General features: G+C 31.3%; 24 protein-coding genes. 21 read left to right on the top strand and 3 right to left on the bottom strand.

Annotated elements, in window-relative coordinates; translation table 11 throughout:
• Positions 1–105 precede the first annotated feature (105 nt).
• A complete protein-coding gene (locus CVD18_RS14340) occupies positions 106–1899 on the bottom strand; it encodes an alanine racemase (protein ID WP_103866127.1) in 1794 nt (597 codons plus the stop codon).
• Positions 1881–2972: a DUF1611 domain-containing protein gene (locus CVD18_RS14345; protein WP_103866128.1), complete on the bottom strand. Its 1092-nt coding sequence runs from the start codon at positions 2970–2972 to the stop codon at positions 1881–1883. Before CVD18_RS14345 ends, CVD18_RS14340 begins: the two co-directional genes overlap by 19 nt.
• A gap of 1264 nt (positions 2973–4236) precedes the next feature.
• Between CVD18_RS14345 and CVD18_RS14355 the strand changes: the two genes are divergently transcribed.
• From CVD18_RS14355 to CVD18_RS14385, 7 genes are all read left to right on the top strand, one after another.
• On the top strand, positions 4237–5742 hold the full coding sequence (locus CVD18_RS14355; RefSeq protein ID WP_103866130.1) for a catalase: 1506 nt from the start codon (positions 4237–4239) through the stop codon (positions 5740–5742).
• 16 nt (positions 5743–5758) lie between these two features.
• A complete protein-coding gene (locus CVD18_RS14360) occupies positions 5759–6229 on the top strand; it encodes an ankyrin repeat domain-containing protein (protein WP_199185086.1) in 471 nt (156 codons plus the stop codon).
• 215 nt (positions 6230–6444) lie between these two features.
• Positions 6445–6801: a hypothetical protein gene (locus tag CVD18_RS14365; protein WP_199185087.1), complete on the top strand. Its 357-nt coding sequence runs from the start codon at positions 6445–6447 to the stop codon at positions 6799–6801.
• 8 nt (positions 6802–6809) lie between these two features.
• Positions 6810–7043 (top strand): thioredoxin family protein, encoded by a 234-nt coding sequence (locus CVD18_RS14370; RefSeq protein WP_103866131.1) that lies wholly within the window; start codon positions 6810–6812, stop codon positions 7041–7043.
• A 171-nt stretch (positions 7044–7214) separates the two neighbouring features.
• A complete protein-coding gene (locus CVD18_RS14375) occupies positions 7215–7439 on the top strand; it encodes a hexameric tyrosine-coordinated heme protein (RefSeq protein ID WP_103866132.1) in 225 nt (74 codons plus the stop codon).
• Positions 7440–7443: 4 nt separating this feature from the next.
• Positions 7444–8073 (top strand): hypothetical protein, encoded by a 630-nt coding sequence (locus tag CVD18_RS14380; RefSeq protein ID WP_103866133.1) that lies wholly within the window; start codon positions 7444–7446, stop codon positions 8071–8073.
• 25 nt (positions 8074–8098) lie between these two features.
• Positions 8099–8671, top strand: coding sequence for a MarR family winged helix-turn-helix transcriptional regulator (locus tag CVD18_RS14385; protein ID WP_103866134.1), 573 nt, complete (start codon positions 8099–8101; stop codon positions 8669–8671).
• Between the two features lie 30 nt (positions 8672–8701).
• On the opposite strand, the gene CVD18_RS14390 is transcribed toward CVD18_RS14385, so the two are convergent.
• Positions 8702–10057 carry a PLP-dependent aminotransferase family protein gene (locus CVD18_RS14390; RefSeq protein ID WP_369858601.1) on the bottom strand — a complete coding sequence of 452 codons (1356 nt, stop codon included), beginning with the start codon at positions 10055–10057 and terminating at the stop codon, positions 8702–8704.
• A gap of 201 nt (positions 10058–10258) precedes the next feature.
• Here CVD18_RS14390 and CVD18_RS14395 point away from each other — a divergent pair, with 201 nt between their 5' ends.
• The 14 genes from CVD18_RS14395 (at position 10259) to CVD18_RS14460 (ending at position 22282) form a co-directional block, all read left to right on the top strand.
• Positions 10259–10996, top strand: a complete 738-nt coding sequence (locus CVD18_RS14395; RefSeq protein ID WP_103866136.1) for an AAA family ATPase — start codon at positions 10259–10261, stop codon at positions 10994–10996.
• Complete coding sequence (locus CVD18_RS14400) at positions 10993–11718, top strand: YggS family pyridoxal phosphate-dependent enzyme (protein ID WP_103866137.1); 726 nt, start codon at positions 10993–10995, stop codon at positions 11716–11718. Before CVD18_RS14395 ends, CVD18_RS14400 begins: the two co-directional genes overlap by 4 nt.
• A 164-nt stretch (positions 11719–11882) precedes the next feature.
• Positions 11883–12104, top strand: a complete 222-nt coding sequence (locus CVD18_RS14405) for a hypothetical protein (RefSeq protein ID WP_159090874.1) — start codon at positions 11883–11885, stop codon at positions 12102–12104.
• A 55-nt stretch (positions 12105–12159) separates the two neighbouring features.
• On the top strand, positions 12160–12840 hold the full coding sequence (locus CVD18_RS14410) for an NUDIX domain-containing protein (RefSeq protein WP_103866139.1): 681 nt from the start codon (positions 12160–12162) through the stop codon (positions 12838–12840).
• Positions 12841–13170: 330 nt separating this feature from the next.
• Complete coding sequence (locus tag CVD18_RS14415) at positions 13171–13959, top strand: GLPGLI family protein (RefSeq protein WP_103866140.1); 789 nt, start codon at positions 13171–13173, stop codon at positions 13957–13959.
• A gap of 86 nt (positions 13960–14045) precedes the next feature.
• A complete protein-coding gene (locus CVD18_RS14420; RefSeq protein WP_103866141.1) occupies positions 14046–14813 on the top strand; it encodes a GLPGLI family protein in 768 nt (255 codons plus the stop codon).
• Between the two features lie 8 nt (positions 14814–14821).
• Positions 14822–17458, top strand: coding sequence for a carboxypeptidase-like regulatory domain-containing protein (locus tag CVD18_RS14425; RefSeq protein ID WP_103866142.1), 2637 nt, complete (start codon positions 14822–14824; stop codon positions 17456–17458).
• A gap of 34 nt (positions 17459–17492) precedes the next feature.
• Positions 17493–17732, top strand: a complete 240-nt coding sequence (locus CVD18_RS14430) for a hypothetical protein (RefSeq protein ID WP_103866143.1) — start codon at positions 17493–17495, stop codon at positions 17730–17732.
• A gap of 159 nt (positions 17733–17891) precedes the next feature.
• Positions 17892–18713: a ribose-phosphate diphosphokinase gene (gene prs, locus CVD18_RS14435; protein WP_103866144.1), complete on the top strand. Its 822-nt coding sequence runs from the start codon at positions 17892–17894 to the stop codon at positions 18711–18713.
• Positions 18713–19171, top strand: coding sequence for a nucleoside 2-deoxyribosyltransferase domain-containing protein (locus CVD18_RS14440; RefSeq protein WP_103866145.1), 459 nt, complete (start codon positions 18713–18715; stop codon positions 19169–19171). The genes prs and CVD18_RS14440 overlap by 1 nt, the downstream gene beginning before the upstream one ends.
• Positions 19168–19716: an NADAR family protein gene (locus CVD18_RS14445; protein WP_103866146.1), complete on the top strand. Its 549-nt coding sequence runs from the start codon at positions 19168–19170 to the stop codon at positions 19714–19716. The genes CVD18_RS14440 and CVD18_RS14445 overlap by 4 nt, the downstream gene beginning before the upstream one ends.
• 22 nt (positions 19717–19738) lie before the next feature.
• A complete protein-coding gene (locus CVD18_RS14450; protein ID WP_103866147.1) occupies positions 19739–20281 on the top strand; it encodes an RNA 2'-phosphotransferase in 543 nt (180 codons plus the stop codon).
• A gap of 21 nt (positions 20282–20302) precedes the next feature.
• Complete coding sequence (locus tag CVD18_RS14455) at positions 20303–21043, top strand: metallophosphoesterase family protein (RefSeq protein ID WP_103866148.1); 741 nt, start codon at positions 20303–20305, stop codon at positions 21041–21043.
• A 192-nt stretch (positions 21044–21235) separates the two neighbouring features.
• Positions 21236–22282: a hypothetical protein gene (locus CVD18_RS14460; protein ID WP_103866149.1), complete on the top strand. Its 1047-nt coding sequence runs from the start codon at positions 21236–21238 to the stop codon at positions 22280–22282.
• Positions 22283–22384: the final 102 nt, after the last annotated feature.

The raw sequence follows: 22384 nt of genomic DNA on the forward strand, positions 1-22384 counted from the left end.
ACAAAAAACTGTCCTAGATGTTAACGCTATAAAGAATTACAGAAATATCGAAGCACAATATCAAAAACTAATATCAACGCAATTATAAACTAGAGCCTATATCATCTATAGATAAAAGAACACTTTATCTGGATACTTAAGAGCGGCTGATTGTACATATGATTCTTTTAAAATGCCATAGTTAGTATATTCCTTATTCTTTTCTGTCGCCCAACCAATATTACCATAATCAAAATGCCAATATTCTTTATGATCACACACAAAGTCTTCATCCTCGAAAAGTTTCATAAGAAGTTTTCGATTCTTCTTTGCTTCTTCACTAATGTTAGGGTGCTTGGGGTAACATTTTTCGTTTAAATCAATATGTAATCCATCGTTGGTTCCAAAATCTAACACACATTTATTTTGCAAATCATAAATCAAAGCATCCACAGCACCTCCTGTTGAATGGGTAGATTGTTTTTTAGGAGCGATAAATCTAGATACTGTCCTACTAATTTCTTCTACTGTTTTTTTAGGATATTTTTTTTTCAAAAAACTGACTTTTTGGTCCCATAGTTTTTGCTGATGGTCAAATGATCTCCAAGCAGATCTAATAATTAGTTTTTTGCCTTGATTATCAAGAAGTTTGCTAATACGTCCTATTTTTTCATATACCTCTTTTCTAACCAAATAGCGATAATTTTTTTGAATAGATCTTTCAAATATTAAGTTAAAATCCGAATCCTGAAGACTTATCAAAGGAGTATGATCTTCCTTGATAGCTATCATAACTGCTTTCTTTTTGCGCAACCTATCTTTTTCTTCTACTATTGCGCAATACTCTTTCGTACTTATAGGAGTGGTGATATTTTTAAAAATATAGGATGAATTCATCGCAGTAACTAATGCTCCGTACTTTAATGTAAATGATACATTACTCCCAACTTCTAAATCTTCTTTTTTGGCATTGACTATAATGTGATCGCCACCAGCTCCTAGAATTTCAATATCTAATTTTGGAGTTAATCCAGTCACCATTACATCTTGAACGCCCATGGCTATGATAGCACGTCTTATCATGCCTTGATCTTTAAATTTTGGTTTGTTACCAAAGGTGTCTAGACCGATTTCACCATCTGGTATTGATGATTTATTTTTTAATTCTATGATTTCTGCTACTAGTGTAAAAGCATCTTGAAAAAGTTTTGGAATTGGCTTTCCTGTTAAAGGTTCATAACCCAAAAGTATCGATTCTCCTAATCTCAAGTTATTAATCCTACCAATACCTTTTGTAGTTATGAACCAATTATAATTAGCGGAGTTCCCTCCTGAGATCATAGATAGCTTTATATTGAATTTTTTCTCTATACTAGTAGCAATAGAAGACAGTAATTTCATTTTTTCTGCTGTGGGTTTAACACCCGAAAAACAAGCAAGATTTGTACCTATTCCTATGAGTTCAACCCCTTGAAGACTTAGTACCTTTTTGATAGTATTTTCCAATTGTGATGGGACTATTCCTTCTCGTAAATCCCCTAATTCCACCATGATTATGATTTTATGAATCTTACCATGAATGATAGCGAACTCTGATAGTTTTTTTATTACAGAAATCTCTGAATTTAAACTTATATCGGTATCTAATACTACTTCTTCTGTCTGACTGATCATAGGAGTCCTAATCAATAGAAAAGTAGCTTTCACTCCTGCATTGCGCATTTTTTTGATATTTGCTATTCTTGAGTCAGCAAGAATTTTAACCCCACTTTCTGCTAAAATATTAGCAATCTTCGGATGTGCACAAATCCCTTTAGTAACAGCAATTACATCTATGCCTTTTGACTGAAAAAGAGAACTTAAGACCTTAGTATTATGAGCAATTTTGTTTAGATCTATATCTATTCTTGGGATTGGCATAGTAGTGGGTTGACACGGATTAAATCAGGGAATATTTCATGAAGTTTTTCTATCAGCTTGCTACAATCATTTTTTAAGACATCAGTGACAGGTAATTGATATTTTTCTTCATAAGCTCTTGTCGTATTTTCAACTTCTAGGTCATTCATACCTTCGTGATTGATTGTGATTGCAATTACTTTGGATCCAGAGAAGATTTCTAACATTTTTATTTCGCTTTCAAGTGTTGGCATTGGAATCTTAGGAAAATCACATCTAGTATGCCTTTTTGGTGGATGTTGGAGGATAATAGCCTTAGGCATAGCACCTCGAATGATCGCACTAGACGAGGTAAATGCAGGATGACTAAGAGCTCCCTGTCCTTCTACTACAATGATATCGGGTTGTTCTTTGAGTGCTTCCAAAATAGCATTTTCAACTTCTCCAGTTGCAAAACCAGAACTTAGCATATCTATCGCAATACCGTATTTTGAACCTTGGAGTATTCCTGTCTGACCTGTAGTTATAAAGACGGCGTTTAACCCTTCTTTTCTTAGAGCCTCTACCAATTTAAGAGCAGTAGTTCGTTTACCAACTGCACAATCTGTGCCTGATACTGTTATTATTGGTGTTTGCACATCCCTTATTTGTCCAGTAAAATTGTGAAGCTTTTCTTTTGAAGGTGGTTTTCTCACATCAAAAATAGATACTTTGTATTTCTTTGCAAGACTAATGCAAGCTTCATCATCAGAAAGAAACTCTGGTAATCCATTTACAATATGCATTCCAGCTTTGATGGCAGTATAGATAATTTTTTTCTCATGATCACTAAGAAATGGCTCAAGAGGAGCAATTCCATAGATAAAGTATTCAGGAATACTATCTAATAGCTCAATGGCTTGATTGAAACTCTTGAATATTGGTATCTCATTTTTAATTCCATCAAGGTATTTACCAGCATCAATTCCTGATTTGGTACTATCTATAATACCCACAATTTTATACTTATCAGAATGTCTGACAAGGCCGTTTGCTACTTTACCGTCTAGTTTACCAAATTCATTTTCGCAATAGACTATTGCTGATGTTTTCATAATTTAAATGTTATAAGATTATGGGGGTTGATTACAGAAAGGATTTAGCTACCTATAAGTGCTCTTGCAAATAAGCCCAATTCCCACCTATCAGGTTCATTTTGAAACCCACAGTAGTAGACCCCTTTAATATATCGTTTTACTATTAGCGAAATACTCGGATTTATTTTAGTGAATACGGTATCACCTATTTCATATTTCGGAATTACATTTTTATTCAGTTTCATAAGAAATGTTTAGAAGCCTTCTTTTTGATTTCTTTTGATCCTCAGAGAATTTGTTTATGAATAAACAACCTCTGAGGATAGAAAGAATCAGCAAAATAACAGGCAATGTTACAAGGAATGGCTTTAAATGATATATTACCTACCCTTGCTTTTTTATTTAAAAACAGTTTAATAAATTAGTTTATAGTATTTTCAACTATAACCAAAAAAGACAGAGTTTTTAATATCTGCCTTTTTTACCTGAAGATGGTTTGTAGTATATATCAAAAACTACGCATCCATCATCATTTTGGTAGTTCTAGGTTTTCAGATTTGAAACAATTATGTTTTAAGTATAATGCCTACTACAAAGATGCTTATAAATAACAGGTATATGGTTATACAAAAGAAATTGAATGTTACATAAATCATAGGTTTTTTCAGAGGAAATTTAGAATGAGGTTTGCAAAATGAATACTATAAATCTGATTAATTGTTTTAATATAATAGCTGATTTTTCCCAAATATTATTAGAGGTTTTTTTGAACTCTATATGTTCTTGTGGTTACAATGTATTGATAATCAAGTGCAATAAATAGGAAGATGGTATTAGTTTGATAACTATGGTTCTGATATAGTATTCTAGTACAACCTATAGCTATGTAGCAAGATTTTTGTAGTTGTTATAGTACCATTAAGATTAGATGCTATCTATTTTAATTATCCTATTGTATTTCATTGATAGTTTTTATTTATAAATGTATTTGTTTATAATATCTAGAATCATTGTTAGGAAGCCTAACAATGACTTAATTTGTTAGAGATAAGCAATACATCTTAATCAGAAAAATTCACGTAAGAATGTCATATCTCTAATTACTAGAAAGTAGATTCAAACTATGATAAAGGCTAGATAAAGTCTTATAAATAAAACCCTACCAATCTAGATCTGATATCACCTGAAAAAAGGAGTATTAAACATAAAAATAATAACAAACACAACTCCTAAAACAATGTTCAAAAATATTGGGGCTAGGAGATTAAACTCAAAACTTACAATGAAAAGAAGAATTTTAGTATTCGCATGCATGGCAGTATCAGTACTGACCTTTGCCCAGAAAAAAATGGACAACAATATGACTTCTAGTGGAGGAGCACCATTAAATGGAGATAAAGAATCTCTAACGATTGGTGAAAATGGCCCTGTACTATTAGAAGATGTACATTTAATAGAAAAGCTACAACACTTTAGTAGAGAGAGAATTCCAGAACGAGTAATGCACCCCAGAGGAACAGGGGCGCAAGGGTATTTTGTAACTACCAAAAGCATCAAGAACTTAACAAAAGCCAAGATATTCTCAGAAGTCAATAAAAAAACCCCCATACTAATACGTTTTTCTAGTGTTATTCATTCAAAAGGATCACCAGAAACCGCAAGAGACCCAAGAGGATTTGCTGTAAAATTTTATACAGAAGAAGGAAACTGGGATCTAGTAGGAAACCATATTCCAACCTTTTTTATCAGAGATGCAATCAAATTCCCTGATTTTACACACGCAAATAAACCATCACCTATAACCAATATTCAAGACGAGAATAGAGTGTTCGATTATTTTTCGCTAACCCCAGAAGCCATACAAACGCTTACTTGGTTATACTCAGACAACGGAACCCCTAAATCATATAGAGAAATGGATGGTTTTGGAGTAAACACCTTTAAGTTTATCAATGACAAAGGAGATATTCACTGGGTGAAATTTCATTTTAAATCTCATCAAGGCATCAAAAACCTATCTGCAGATGAATTAGTCGAGGTACAAGGAAGAGACTTTAACCATATGACTCGAGATTTATATGATAATATTGGTAAAGGGAATTTTCCAAAATGGGATTTAATGGTAAAAGTGATACCTAATAAAGATATCAATAAGTTTGACTTTAATATTTTTGATGATACCAAGCAATGGTTTGATGTAGAAGAGTTTAAAGTAGGTACTTTAGTACTAGACCGCATTCCTCCAAATTTCTTTCAATACACAGAAAGTGCAGCCTATGCACCATCAAGAGTAGTACCTGGTATTGGGTTTTCACCAGATAAAATGCTTCAAGGAAGAAACTTTTCATATGCAGATGCACAAATGTATCGCTTAGGAAAAAATCATCAATTGCTACCAGCCAACAGACCTGTGGTAGAAGTAAAGAATTATCATATTGATGGCCCTATGAATTTTGAAGAAAGAACTGGTGATATCAACTATTTCCCAAGTCGTAAAAGTAAATTGACAACCACTTTCAAGCCAGAAGATAAAAGATTGATTGAAGGCTATATGGTACGAGAAGAAATAAAAAGACCAAGAAATTTTTATCAAGCGGGAATTTTATACAGAGGATATTCTAAACAAGAAAAAGATAACCTTATCAGAAATTGGGTAGGTGCTTTACAAAAGGTAAAAAGTAAAAAAGTACAATCAAAAATGGTAAGCTATTTATATAAAGCTGATAAAGAATACGGAACTAGAGTAGGTAAGGGCTTGAGTTTATCTAAAGAAATGTATACAAAATAAAAACCCAGAAAACACAATGGAAAAAATAATCAAATCAAAATATTTGGGAATTATTACCATGTTGCTATTGCTATTAAATATACAGAGTACTACAGCTCAAAACGAATTAACAGCGCAGCAAGAATTAGAGAAATCTTTTTTTCATGGAGCCAGAACCTCAGATATGGAGTTATTAAACAAGTTCATTGAATCAGGAGTAGATATAAACTACCAAGGAGAGAATGGATATACAGGCCTAATGGTTGCTGCCTATAATGGACAAAAAGAAGCCGTAGAGTTTCTCTTGGATAAAGGTGCAAACCTTTGTATAAAAGATAAAAGAGGAAATACTGCATTAATGGGAGCTATAGTAGCAGCAGAAGACGAAATCTCAGAAATTTTAATAAAAAAAGGAAACTGTGATGAATCTATAAGTCAGAGAACCTTGGAATTTGCAACTCGTTTTGATAGGAAAAAAATTATCACTCTTTTAAAAACAAAAAAGTGACTCATTTTAAAATGTTAGACCATTTACAACATAAAATTTAACATTTGCTACTAATTAAGCGGGAATCTTAACAAAAGATTCCTGCTATTTATGTTAAATTTTGGTTAATCATACTTTTGTATCCTATTTAGTTAGGATTCCTAATTATATTTGAATGGTAATTTAAAAGTGCAAAATAAAAAAATATTGTTCTTTTTGATCTTGAACAAGAGAGTTTGGAGATTAAGATAAAAGGAAAGGCAGGAGAAAATAAACCAGTCGCAATTGGTAGCGTTAAAGTAGTACCAGTACTAGGCTACGTATTTCCAACCAATTTAAAATCAACAGATGTTGGTTTTTCTAAAACCGAAGGAATTGTTGCGTTAGCCCTGACATCACATCCAGATTTTGATGATACGCCATTGTGGGATGAGGATTTTAATTTTAATTACGCAAATGACGGTATTATATGGCATCCACATTGGGTTGTTTTGATCAAGGACAAAAGAGTATCAGGTGGATTAAGTGTGAAAACTTTTGATACCAAAGACAAAAAATATCAATTAGAAATAAATGTTAACCCTTTAAAATAATTAAAATCATGAGTAAATCAATTTTCTATCATGCTGGATGTTCAGTTTGTACTAGTGCAGAACACGATATCATAAACTTGCTCGGAAATGAAAATGTAGAAGTAGTTAATATTGGTGAAGTTAGAAACCGTATTGATGAAGCCGAAAAGGTAGGAGTTAAATCTGTACCAGCGCTTCTTACTCCAAATGGAAATGTATTGCACCTTAATTTTGGAGCATCAATGGCAGATGTAAAAGGCTAAGTTCAAACATTATTGTTATGTAGGCGGTGTTAAAAATACACCGCTTACTTTTTTAAAGATAAAAATAGAAAACATGAAAGTTTCAGTTTATGACACCTATATGCCAAAAGAAAATTACCATTAATTTGAAGTGACTTAAACTTTTTTATTTATTCTTTAAAGAATAGCATTATGACTCAAGAAATTTGGTTACATAATTTACAAACCAAAACACCACAAGAAGGTTTTGAATTAGCAATAAAATTATCAAGAATAGGGGTTAAATTTACACAACCAGATATAGAGGTATTAAACGAATTAAGAAGTAAATATGCAAGTCGATTAACAGCAGCTTCGCAGGTGGTTGCTCTACATTTTCAAACAGTATCTGCAGCAAATAACTATTGGAAAAAATAAAGTTTTGAAGAAATTAGATTTACATTTTAATCAAGTCTTACAAGGAGAATTTGTTTTGAGAAAGCTAAATTTTCTTTTCGTTTTTCAAGTAAACTGCCCTGGTTGCTTTTTATATGGAATTCCGTTTGTAAATGAGTTATATAACGAGTATAACAAGGATATATCGTTTTTAGGGTTATCCACTGCTTTTGAAGATTTTGATTATAATAACGAAACAAATACTAATCTATTGATTAATTCTGGGCAAATGGTAGGAGAAACTAAAATAGCAATGATTGAACAAGGTTTTGATCGCTACCCTAAGAATATAGATTTTCCAGTAGCAATGGATCAAATGGCTGATGAGTCATTTGATTTTTCTATTGCAGCAGCAAAAATTTGTCAAATTAATCCAAATTATAAGATTTGGCCAGAATTTGAACAACGTGCACTCTTAAAAAAAGTAATTGAATACTTGAAATCTCAAGAGAAAATTGCATTAACATTTATATTAAATCAGTTAAAAGGAACACCTTCTATGCTTGTTTTTAATGATAGTTATGAAATATTGTTTGAACAATTTGGACATGTTGAAGATACAGTAATTACAACCAAGCTAAAAAGCCTTATTGATACATATGGTAAGGATTGTTAACTTTGTGTGAATAATTTTAACATAAATGGATTTAAATTTAAAAGTTACGGCAGGTTTAAGTAGACTCTCAGAAGTATTTAAAATACTTTTGTGGGAACAAGCAAAAGAACTGAAATTAAGTCCTATACAAATACAAATACTTAATTTTATAGTATATCATAAACAAGAATTATGTAATGTAAGCTATTTGTCAAGAGAGTTTAATGTAACAAAACCAACGATAAGTGATGCCATACGAGTATTGGTAAAAAAAGAAATATTAATTAAAGATTATTCCTCTAGTGATAATAGAAGCTATACATTGATGTTATCTCTAAAAGGTAAAAAAATAGTAGACCAAACAAAGAATTATACAAACCCAATAAAAAAACAACTAAGTAAAGTTGAAGAAGAAGATCTAAAGGCTATATATAAAACAGTAAGCAAGTTAATTTATCAATTAAACCGTACAGGGGTACTTTCTGTACAAAGAACCTGTTTTGGTTGTACATTTTATAAAGAAAAAAAAGAAGGGCATTACTGCAACCTTTTAAAATCAGAGCTTCAGGATATAGAAATAAGATTAGATTGCCCAGAATATCAAGAAACTGTAAAATAACCAAATAATGATCTGTTGTTATATTGTGTTTTATAGTAATTTACCTATTTCGATCAACCCTTTTTTGAGATCCTCTGAAGAAAGTGATGCATACCCCAAACGCAAACCCTGTACCTCTTTTTGATGACTGAATTTATTAGGATGAATTATTTCAATTCTTTTTTGTAACAATGAAGTATAGACATTCTCATAATCTATGACATCATTTGATTGTATCCAAAAAGCCAATCCTCCTTCAGGAATGGTATAAGTGATCTTACCAGACAAATGTTTTTCCAATAAGTATGTAAAAGCTTCTCGTTTCTCTTTATAATAAGCAGTAGCACGTTTGAGATGTTTTCGTATCTCACCAGAATGAATCAAATCAAGTACAGCAAGCTCCATAATAATATCCCCTTGAACATCAATAGTCTCGCGCAAAGACCCAATTTTATGTATAAAATCAGGACTACCTACTAGGTAACCAATACGCAATGCAGGAGCCACCACTTTACTCATTGACCCAATATACAAGTAGTTTTGAATCTCCTTATGGCTGGATATAGGAAGCACAGGCCTTTGTCCGAAATGAAATTCATGATCATAATCATCCTCTATAATAGTAAAACCATACATGTTAGAAAGTTCAATAAGTTTTAATCTACGAGTTAAACTCATCGTTACTGTAGTTGGATATTGATGATGTGGCGTAACAAAAACCGCTTTAATTTTTGTATTCTTTTTTAGAATCAACTCTATGTGATCTACCAACAGTCCTTCACGATCAATCTCTACAGGTATAACTGTTACCTCAGATGTTTCAAAAGCTTTCCATGCAGAAAGGTACCCCGGGTTTTCTACAATAACAACATCCCCCTTGGTAAAAAGAATTTGTGCAATTAGATACATAGCCATTTGACTACCACGAGTAATACAAATATGATCAACATCAATACACAACCCTCTTTTGAAATATAGCATTTGTGCAATAGCCTCTCTAAACTCTACAGAACCCAATGCATTACTATAATTCATTAATCTTCTACGTGCTTTTTGATTAAAAACTCTTCTATATGCGCGCGACAAGGACTCCATAGGAGCAATATTTGTATCAGGGATACCATCATCAAAAATAATATCAGCCTGTATTATTTTTTTTCTAGTGTATTTAGGAATTTCAGAGACACTAGTATTTGTATGCATTTCAGGAATGTTGCCAGCCACAAAAATTCCTTTTCTTTCTATAGAAACCAACCAACCTTCAGCCGTTAGAATATTCAATGCTTTTACAATCGTATTACGATTTAAATTTAGTAATTCAGCAAGATTTCTACTACCAGGAAGCACCGTATCTTTTTGTAAAACTCCTGATTTTATACCATGAATAATAGCATTCACTATTTGCATGTAGATAGGAATTTTGCTATCAGGATCAGTTTTTATTTGAAGATTCCAAGGACGTAACACTGGACTATATATTTATGTTAAAACTGTATCATTTAGATAGTCCAAATATATAGTAATTTTGTCATTTGATCTTTATATGATTTGTTATATCAACGTATATTAGGTGCAACTTAAAAAAACATTCAATTACAATAACTATTAATGGCATATAATTATAACACTACTTTTTTTGAAAACAAGGAAGAGTATCAATTAACCGATGTTTTTTCAGATCAAGATACAGCAACTCAACTAGCCCTTTTTATAAAAGAATACAATCAAAGAGAATTACTAGATCAGTATAATTTACCTGTAAGTAGAAAATTATTATTTTTTGGCCCAAGTGGATGCGGAAAAACATTTGCAGCAAAAGCACTAGCAACAGAACTAAACAGAAAATTATACACGGTAAATCTATCATCAATAGTATCAGCCAGATTAGGGCAAACCGCACAAAATCTATCAGAACTCTTTCAAAAAGCAAAAAGAACCAAATCAGTATTGTTTCTCGATGAATTTGATTCATTAGGGTCTATTCGTGAAATGGATAGTAAAGAATCCGGCGAAATGAGAAGAGTAGCAAATGCGATTATACAACTTATAGATTATCTAGATAAAGACATTCTATTAATAGCAGCTACCAATCAAATGAATCTCATTGATCACGCATTAATAAGACGTTTTGAACATAAAATAGAATTTACATTACCAAACAATGAGCTACTAGATACGTATTATGACCAGCAATTATCTCGTTTTCCTTCTCGGTTTCGTGACATAGATAGACAATATACCATCTCATTTGCCGAAGCAAAAGTAAAAGTCATTAATACGGTAAAAAAAATGGTACTAGAAGAAGGAGAAAAAATCAATACTTCAAACAATATAGAAAATCAATGAAAAACCCCATCAAAGAAAATCTCGAAATACTAGAAAAAAGAATACAAACAGCATGTGAGAATTCGGGCAGAGATCCGAAAGAAGTAAAAATATTGCTTTCTACCAAAACTGTTGAAACAGAAAGAATACAACATGCCATAGATGCAGGTTATACACTAGTAGGAGAAAACAAAGTAAAAGAAGCAGAAGGCAAATACGAATTACTAAAAGAGCAAAATTGTACTTGGCATATGATAGGGCATTTACAAACCAATAAGGTAAAATATGTACTCAAGTATGCAAATTTGATTCAATCTATAGATCGAATACGATTGGTAGAAAAATTACAAAATCGTTGTGAATATGATCAGAGAGATATTGATATATTTATTCAAGTAAATACCTCATATGAGCATAGTAAATTTGGGGTTCCGCCAGAAAAAGCATTAGAATTTATAAAACAAGTTTCAAAATACCCGCGATTACATATCAAAGGACTCATGACTATCGGGATTCTATCTTCACAAAATGATAAAGTACGTGATTGTTTTAAACGCCTAAAAGAAATTCAATCAAAAGCTGTAGCATTACAGCTACCCAATACAAGTTTTGATGAACTCTCAATGGGAATGTCAAACGATTTAGAAATAGCCATAGCAGAAGGTAGTACTATGATACGAGTAGGTACAGCAGTTTTCGGAAAACGCCCATATCCAGATAGTTATTACTGGAACGAAGGGTAATACGATATAATTATCTATGAAATATATTTTTTGATACGCCCCCTAGTTGTGAATAAAAATTGTATGTTTTTATAATAGGTACTTTTTTTGTAGTAAATAACCTCATACATTTATACAAAATAAAACAACCAAATAGTATAATTATGACTCTTATTATAAAAAATATGGAAATTATTAGACGTATAGATGATTCCATTAGAGAAGGAGCTACAGGAAGACCAGAAGATTTTGCCGCTAACATCGGAATCTCAAGAACAAAACTACATAGATTACTCAATGTGATGAAATCCCTAAACGCTCCAATTATATTCGACTCAGAGAAGAAGAGTTATTTATATACAGAACCAGTTACATTTAATTTTGGTTTTTATAAAAACAAACCTTAAAACTTAGAGATAAATACCTAAGAAGTTTTAAGTATAAATTCATAATTTTGCGTATATGATACGCCAAAATATTAAAGTCGCCGTAGATGCAGTAGTCTTTGGATACAAAGACAAATCATTAAATGTATTATTAATCAAAAGAAACATTGATCCTTTTAAGGATTCTTGGGCATTACCAGGAGGATTAGTAGTAGAAAATGAAAGTTTAGAACACGCTGTAGAACGAGAACTAAAAGAAGAAACCAATGTAACTGTAGATTATATGGAGCAGTTATATTCTTTTGGTACACCCGATAGAGACCCTAGAAATAGAGTAATAAGTATTACCTATTTTGCATTGGTAAAACCAGAACATCATAAAATCAAAGCAGATACAGATGCCAAAGATGTAGCCTGGTTTGATCTTCAAAAACTCCCTGAGTTAGCTTTTGATCATAAAATGATTTTACAAAAAGCAAAAGAACGACTACAAAATAAACTAACATACGAACCCATAGGGTTTGACTTATTAGAAGATAAATTTCTGTTTTCTGATCTAGAACGGTTGTATATGATCATTTTAGAAAAACAAATAGACAGAAGAAACTTTAGAAAGAAAATACTCAGTTTTGATATACTAGAAGAACTAGACGAAAAAGTATCTGAAGGAAGAGGAAGACCTGCAAACCTCTTTAGATTCAATAAAAAACAATATTTCACCTTAAAAAGAGAAGGATTCTTATTTGATATAAAGTAAGGGGAGTATCTATTTTATTTATAGTTGAAAAAAGGGTTGGTATTTAAAAAACAATTTTTTGAAGTTTATAAAATCTAAAATAATGATTTTGTGATACATAAGTATACAATCATACAAAATTACGGTAAAACCACGTGTAACACGTGGTTTTTACACAAAATATTGGTTTTCAGTAGCTTATTTATGGTAATAATGTATTTTTTATATAAAAATGGATTAGTTTTAAAATATTATTAATCACAAATCATTCTATTCATACTATCAGACATAAAGGTAGTTGGTCTTTTATTAAGCCAAATCAATGATGTAGAAGTATTATTAAGTTTATTTATGGACTCTTACATATTCAAAAAGAATAAAAATATCATTTTCATTTTTTTACTCCTTCCGATTATACTTTGTGCACAATCCTATGAAGTCAAGTATCAAACTTTTTTTTCTGGAATACACGGGAATTTACAAGAAATAGCAGAAAAAGTAAATAATCAAAAAAACAATACCAGTGATGAACATACAATAGAAGAAACACTTAGGTATAGTGATGGAGTATCATTTTATGGCTCTTCTCTACAAGAATATGAAGTAGAAGATACAGAAAAAAGTAATGAGAATATGATTGCTACAAATCAAGTAGAAATTGTAAATTATTATAAAAATCAAAGAAAAAACATATTGGCAAAACATTATATCAATTGGTCTCCAATGATATATGGTGAAGATATTTTGGTAAAATCAGAACTATTAAAATATGATTGGAAAATTACAGAAGAAAAAACTATAATCTCTGGATATCCATGTACATTAGCTAGCACCATTAATGAGAATGGTTATGAAGTTCTAGCATGGTTTACCGATAAAATTGGTATTAATGATGGGCCTGACACATATTGGGGACTACCAGGTTTAATTTTACAATTACAAATTAATGATAGGGTACTTGTACTAGCTACTTCTATAAAAAAACTTAAAGAAGATGTTAAAATTGTAGAACCCACAACCAAAGGAAAAAGAATGACTCCAGAAGAGTTTAAAGCCTTTAAAAAAGAAATGCAAAAACCCAGAACTATAACCACTCCCGATGGTAAGATAATTACTATTTCTGGGTTTGGAAATAATTAAAACCCCTTCTGTATAATGAATCTGGTAAAAAGAATTGACCTGCAAATAAAGGCCCACTAATCAAAGTGGGCTTTAATGTATTTTTTATGAAAAACAGAATTTACTTAGTATTTGTAACAATTACAATGTGCTCTTTTATAGGAAACGCTCAAGTATATACTGTTACTTACAAAAGGTATGTAAATACCTCACATAACAATTCAGAAGAACCAATAAAAGAATTAGACGAAGGGTTTTTTCTTAAAAATTCAATAGCCTCTTTTTTAACACTTAGTTATAATAATGGAACCTCTTTATTCAGAGCATCAACAGAAGCTGAAGTTGTGATAGATGAAGTTAATAGCAATGAATATAAAATGTCTACAAATCGTATTGCAGAGAGTAATTATTATAAAAATCAAAAAAAGCAAGAGTTAATTGTATATCATCCTAATATGTTTCCTTCTTTTTATGGAAAAGATGTAATAGTACATTCTTCATTACCCAAAAATGATTGGAAACTCTCTGATCAGTCACAAAAAATAGCTGGATATTCTTGTAAGCTTGCTACAAAGATCAAAGACAATGGTCAGAAAATAGTTGCTTGGTATGCCGATCAAATACCCATCAACGATGGCCCTGCCGAATATTGGGGATTGCCAGGATTAATCCTTCAATTACAAATAAGTGATAGAGTGTTGCATGTAGTTACTTCTATCAAAAAAGAAAGTAAAGCTATAGATATATTAAAGCCTACAGGAGGAGAAGTAATGACTAATGAGCAGTTCAAAAAATTTAAACAAGAAATGTTAAAACCCAGAACGATCACAACATCAGACGGTAGAGTAATCACTATTTCTGGTTCTAACAATTAATATATCAGATGCGTATACTGTTTATACTATTTTTGCTTTTATATACTGGTGTAGTTACTGCTCAATATAAAATAAATGGAACCATTACAAATACTAGTTCAGAAGCTATTTCCTTTGGAACCATACAAATTATCAATAATAAAAAACTACAATCATATACAATTACAGATACCAATGGAAACTATAGTCTAGAGCTCAAAGAAGCTGGAATATATACAATAAAAGTAACGCATATAGGATATATAACAATAGAGGAGTCACTTGCTGTATCGGCAGAAAGTAACTCAATTATCAAAAATTATACACTTACAAAAGACACACAGCCTCTTGATGAGATCGTGCTTAAGTTTGACCCCAAGGTGATGAGAATTAATACAGATACCATTACTTATAACCTTAAAAAACTAACAGATGGTACAGAGAACAGTCTAGCAGACGTACTTGATAAACTACCTGGAGTTCAACTCAACCCTAGCGGACAAATTACTGTAAATGGTAAAGCCATCAAAAAACTATTGATCGATGGAGAAGAATTGTTCAAAAAACAACATCGAATAACAGCAGAAAGTATTACTTCTGAGATGATAGAAGGAATACGGTACTTAGATAAATTTAAAGATTTTGGTAATATCAGAGGATTTGATAATAAACAAATGCGGGCACTTGATATTAGTATCAAAGACAAATTCAAAAACAAGATAACTGGAGATTTAAAGATACAAGCAGGCTATGATAAAAAAGCGTTACTGCATAGTAATTTATATAGGCTAGGAGGTAAATTGAAAATTGGTTTTATCGGTGATTGGAATAATCTAGGAAAACAATCGATTACTTCATACGAGTATAAACAACTTATTAATACCAGAGATGAAGAAGATTTTAATACAAATAGCCTAACCCAAAAAGAAGATAATGAAACTCCAAGGTTTTTTGATCCTATCATAGATGTATCACAAAGAGAAAATACATTTGGAGCAATAAGTTTTATATATAAACCCTTAGACAATTTTAAAATATCATTGCTTAACTTATCCAGTAATACGCTACAAAAGCAACGTTTTTTTATACAACGCAATTTCTTTGAAAATCAAAACGTACAGCAACAAGAAGCTAGAGATATAGATAGTGACTTTTTTATTAACACATCCATCATAGAAATGGGCTATCAACCAAGTGATCGTAGCTTTTTTAATTATACACTCAATTATAGTCCAAAGAATATAAGCGAAAAATATTTGATCAATACTACTACACAGAATGCCAATACAGAAGTATCACAAAAATATAATAACGATGGGTTCAAACTAGAACAACAAATATCTTTTATCAGTAAAATTACCAATAAAACGATACTCAAATGGTCTGGATTAGCAGAAATACAAGAATCAAATAAGGATGTAAATATCAAGGCTAATCAACCATTTTTAGGAATATCTTTAGGAGATGACTTTGCAATAAGCCAATTGCAAGATCAAAACACAAAACTATTTGGATATGAATTACAAACCACTAGCAAATTCAAAAAATCAAAACTCGGTTTTTATCAAGGAATATTGTTTTCTAAAGATAATTTTAAAAACCATATAATAGACAATCAGCCCCCAATAGCAAGCATAAAAACTGATAGAACCGATAGCTATATAGGGTTTATATATAGAGGGCGAATCTCAAGAAAACTCAAATATAAAACAGACCTATCATACCGCTATCTGTTTTTTAAACGATTTGATAAAGTTTTTGATGAATACCTGTTTTTACCAAAAATCTCTATAGATTATACTATTAATGCCGCCAAGCGATTAGATGTTGGGTACTCATATGATATAACTCTACCCACTAGTAAATCAATAAATCAATCAACTATGGTGCAAAATTATTTTACCTTATTATCAAGTATAATACCGCAAGATGAAGTTTTTCCTTCACATACACTTAGCGCATCATTTTCTAACTTTAAAACCAATACAGGGTCTAATCTTTTTATTTTTAGTAATTATAATTATGCTCCAGAATTTTTATCTATAAATTCTTTTCTAGACACAGAAAATGTGGTCAATATGCAAAATATTGTTGGCAAAGACAGACATAGATTAATCTTGGGAGTAAATACAGATAATCGTTTTCGTAAATTAAAACTAAACCTATTTATAAACACCTCTTGGTTATATAATCAAAAAGAAAACCAAATAAACTTGCAAGAGAATATTGCAAAAACCACTAGATTTAAACAAAAAATAGGAGCATACTCACGTTTTAGAAAAGGAATAAATTACAATGTAGGTATAGACTATGAGATAACAAGTTATAGAACTACTATCAATTCAATAAAAAACAAAGCATCAGTCACAAAACCATATTTATACCTGACAGGAACTCTTTTTAACAAAAAAATACTTTGGAGTTTTGGAGGAGAATATGCCATGTATAAAACAGATCGTACCAAAACTCAAATTTTTGATATCAAACCAAACATTACCTATACATTAAATGATAGTTGGAAATTTATGTTGGAAGGCAATAATATTCTTAATGTAGATACATCAGAAATTACCGAAAACTTCAATACTACCAATTATACAGAAAGTAGTATTAGTAATACGCTACAAGGATATCTCATTATAGGAGCATATTATCGATTAAAATAAAGCTTCATCCATAATATTCGGGAAACATGAAGCAATGCTTGGGAAACATGAAGCAATGCTTGAGCAACATGAAGCAATGCTTGGGAAACGTGAAGCAATGCTTGAGCAACATGAAGCAATGTTTGAGCAACGTGAAGCAATGCTTGGGCAACATGAAGCAATGCTTGGGCAACATGAAGCAATGCTTGGGCAACATGAAGCAATGCTTGGGCAACATGAAGCTAGAGACTATTCAGGAGACTGTTCATTAAAGTGTGTCGAGACTGTTCATTAAAGTGTGTCATAAAGATTGGTAGTGTTCAATTAAGTGTGTCATTATTTTAAGCATAAATAGGGTAGATATAAGCAAGGAATGTATTTTATTGTAATTTTTACGCAAAATATTTGGTAGAATATAAATAGTATTCTAAATTTGCGTAAAAATAACACAATTATGAAATATTTACATCTTGATCCAGCATTTACCCCATATAAAGAATCTATAGTATTTGAAGCCTTTGTGTTTAATGGGGGAGAACCTCATATAAAAATTTTAGAGCAAAACATAGGAGAAGAAATAACCATAACACACCGTATCAATTCATTTAATGATCTAGGGTTGCTGCTTATTGCAACAGATGCACTAAAAAGAATGGATGTAAAAATTATAAATGTATTTATACCTTATTTTCCGGCAGCAAGGCAAGATAGAGTGATGGTAGCCGGAGAATCCTTATCAGTAAAAGTATATGCAGATTGTATCAATGCGCAACAATACAACCAGGTAACCATTTTTGATCCACATTCTGAGGTAACCCCCGCATTGCTAAACAATGTAAAAGTGATTCATAATTATGATTTTGTAAAACAATGCTTAGATACAATCAATGAGAATGTTTTACTAATCTCTCCAGATGGAGGAGCACTAAAAAAGATTTATAAAGTTTCAGAATACCTAGGAGGGATAGAAGTAGTAGAATGCTCTAAAAAAAGAGATGTCAAAACAGGTCAGTTGTCTGGTTTTACAGTATATCAAGAAGACCTACAAGGAAAACACTGTGTGATAGTAGATGATATATGTGACGGAGGAGGAACTTTCTTAGGATTAGCAAAAGCACTCAAAGATAAAAATGCAGGAACACTTAGTTTAATCGTAAGTCACGGTATTTTTAGTAAAGGAACAGCAGTAGTACAACAAAGTTTTGATACCGTCTATACAACAAACTCTTTTAGAGATATTACAGAAGAAAAAGTAGTACAGATACCCATACAGTAATGAACGTAATAGAAGCTCCAGAAGAAGTAAATATAAATAACCAATTCAGTGTCTTTCTAGCAGGAAGTATAGAAGGAGACAAAGCAACCAAATGGCAGGATATTGTTATCCAAAACCTGACCAAAGAAGAAATAGTAATATTAAACCCAAGAAGGTCAAGTTGGGATAATAGTTGGAAACAAGAAATAAGCAACCCAACATTTAAAGAGCAAGTAACTTGGGAGTTACAAGCATTAGAGCAAGCAGATATGATTATTATGTACTTTGATAAAACCACAAAGTCCCCCATAACATTATTAGAATTGGGACTGTTTGCAAAAAGTAAAAAGTTGACCGTATGTTGCCCAAAAGGATTTTGGAGAAAAGGAAATGTAGATATTGTATGCGAACATTACAATATTAAACAAGTAGATACTATAGAGGAGTTAATTGACAAAGTAAAGGAGAAATTGAAATGAAATACACATTACAAGGAATACAAGAACAATTCAATAAAGGAAAAAGTATCAAATACCTATTTTTCTGGGGACATACACCCAATAAAGACGGAAGTGTAGGAAAAAGCTGTTTTAGTCAATGGTGGAAATCTGTCTTTATAGTAGATCAAGAAATTTATAAAACAGCTGAACATTGGATGATGGCAGGAAAAGCAAAACTATTTGGCGATACTGATATACAAAAACAAATAATATCATGTAATGACCCTATGGAAGCCAAACAGCTAGGAAGAAAAGTAAAGAATTTTGACCCAGAAGTTTGGAACCAACATAAGTATCAAATAGTAAAAGAAGGAAACCTACATAAGTTTTCTCAACATAAAGATCTAAAAAAATTTTTGTTGAGTACAAAAAAGCGAATATTGGTAGAAGCCAGCCCAAGAGATAGAATTTGGGGAATTGGTATGGGGCAAAGCAATGAAAAAGCACAAAACCCTAATCTGTGGAGAGGACAAAATCTATTAGGGTTTGCTCTAATGGAAGTCAGAGATGAATTAAGTCCATGAGGACTAAAAAAGAAATTAAAAAATGAAACCAAACCATAAACAAATAAGTAAATTTTTAAGCCTTATTCTTAGGCATAATCCTGATAAAATAGGATTACAACTAGATCAAAATGGTTGGGCTAATGTAGATGAATTACTAATAAAAGTAAAAAAACACCAGCCACAACTAGATAGAGATATATTACAAGAAATTGTAGATACCAACGATAAAAAACGTTTTGCTTTTAATGACGATCAATCAAAAATAAGAGCAAATCAAGGACATTCTATAACCGTTGATTTAGAATATAAACCCATAAAACCACCAGGATATTTATATCATGGTACTGTAGCAAAATTTATGCCTGCAATCAAGCAGCAGGGATTACTCAAAATGAATAGACATCATGTACACCTTAGTGAGGAACTAGAAACAGCTACAAAAGTAGGTTCTAGAAGAGGAAAACCTATTATATTAACTATTAGGTCAGGAGAAATGTATGCTCAGGGAATTGAATTTTTTCAATCAGAAAACGGTGTTTGGTTAACCGATACCGTACTTCCTGAGTACATTCATTTTAAATAAAAAATCTAAAGTGATTGTAGCATGAGAACACTAGTAATAGGGGATATACATGGTGGATGTAAAGCATTACTTCAAGTGCTAGATAGGGCAGATGTAACCCCCAATGATACATTGATCTTTTTGGGAGACTATGTAGATGGGTGGAGTGAAGCTACAGAAACAATCGAAAAATTAATCGATCTATCACAATCAAATACCTGTATTTTTATAAGAGGAAATCATGATTTTTGGTGTGGATCGTGGTTAGAAACAGGAGTAACAGACCCTATATGGATGGCCCATGGAGGAAAAGAAACTATAAACAGTTATATTCAATCAGGGTATCAATCCCTATATACATATACTCATAAAACCTTTTTTAATACCCTACAAAACTATTATATAGATCAGGATAACAGATTGTTTCTACATGCAGGATTTACTTCAATGCATGGAGTAGGGCGTGAGGAGTATGAATCCAATTACTATTGGGATAGAACATTGTGGGAATCGGCATTATTGGCAGATAAAGTAGACAAGCATACTCTGGCAGATATTCTAACCAAACCCAAAAGACTAAATCATTATAAAGAAATATATATAGGTCATACACCTACTATACACCATGATAGAGATACCCCAATAAAAGCATACAACTTATGGAACATTGATACAGGTGCCGCTTTTACTGGTAAACTTACAATACTAGATATAGACACCAAAGATTTTTGGCAAAGTGATCCGCTACCCTCATTATACCCAACAGAAAAAGGAAGGAATTAGACTTACTATTACAGGACAAAAATCGATCCTTAAAAAAAGAACAACACACTTTTTTACTATATCTTTATATATCCTCTAGCAGTAATTAATACCCAAAAATAGCGTATTCAAAAAAATTATATTTTAACTGAAAACAGGGGGTATAAAGCACATGGATGATTCTATCTTAGTCTTTTTAAAAAATTAAGAATTATGAGTTTATATACAAAAGAAATACCCCCAAGCATTTTTTATAAAATTCTGGTAATAGTTCTGGTTATTTTTCAATGTAATCATATGCAAGCACAAGAAAAGGAACAAATTAAAAGAGATAGCTCTTATGTAATCTTAGAAAACCCTCAGGATTTTTATGAAGGGACTTATAAAGAAGAGAAACCATACAAAGGGTATTTTAAGCAAGGAGAAGACGAGTTTTTTACAGTAGATTATTATGAAAAAGGAATAAAGAAATATACATACTCATTAGATGTGATGCATATGTTTGATGGAGGAATGGAATCAGAATTAAATGTAAAAACTACCTATAAAAATGATGAAATTTATACAGGGGTAAAGCTATACAAGGCAAAAGACAGAATTGTAACAGAAGAGTATGAAAAAGGAATCGTTATTGGGGTTTATGTCGATATTTTTGCGGTACATTATTATAATAGAATACATTTTAAGAAAGAAAATGATGCTATTACTATCAAGTCGTTTAGAGAAAAAGACCAGAGCATTCGAGTTTTTCAAAAAAACCAAAATGTAGTAGCAGAATTATTGAATAATGATGTCATACTAACCAGAGTACAAAGTGTTAATAAAGACCAATCTGTTTTTCCGATAGATAGTGATATAAGAATGTATGAAGAAGAAGGAATTGTAAAAGGAATAGCATATCAAAATTTTGATACATCAGAAGAAGTGTATAGTAAATCAGAACTGATGCTAAGGATTTTTAATCAAATAGATGTACAGTCTACAAAAAAACAATGGGGGATCTTTGAACAGTTTAAAAACTCTTTAATTTCTGGGAAAGATTTTATAGAAGAAAGAACTTACGATAATTCTTCAAAAATAATGGGGTACTTTGTTACAAACAACGATGGTACAATTAAAAACGGAATTCGTTTTTTGAATGATAAAAAAGAAGGTTATTATCAAATATTCAAAGACAGTAAAAAGATCAAAGAAGAAAAGACTAATGTAGATACATTTCAAGAAGTTTTTGAGGCATATGTAAAAAACACTCTATCCTGAAGATGATGAATAATCTTCTTGTGAAAAAGTATAAGTAGAAAATTTTACCATTTACCATTTAAAAGACTACTATTTGTTTTTGAGATTTAAAAAAATAACATA

Origin of the sequence: Aquimarina sp. I32.4, assembly GCF_002924285.1 — a bacterium.
Classification (GTDB): domain Bacteria; phylum Bacteroidota; class Bacteroidia; order Flavobacteriales; family Flavobacteriaceae; genus Aquimarina.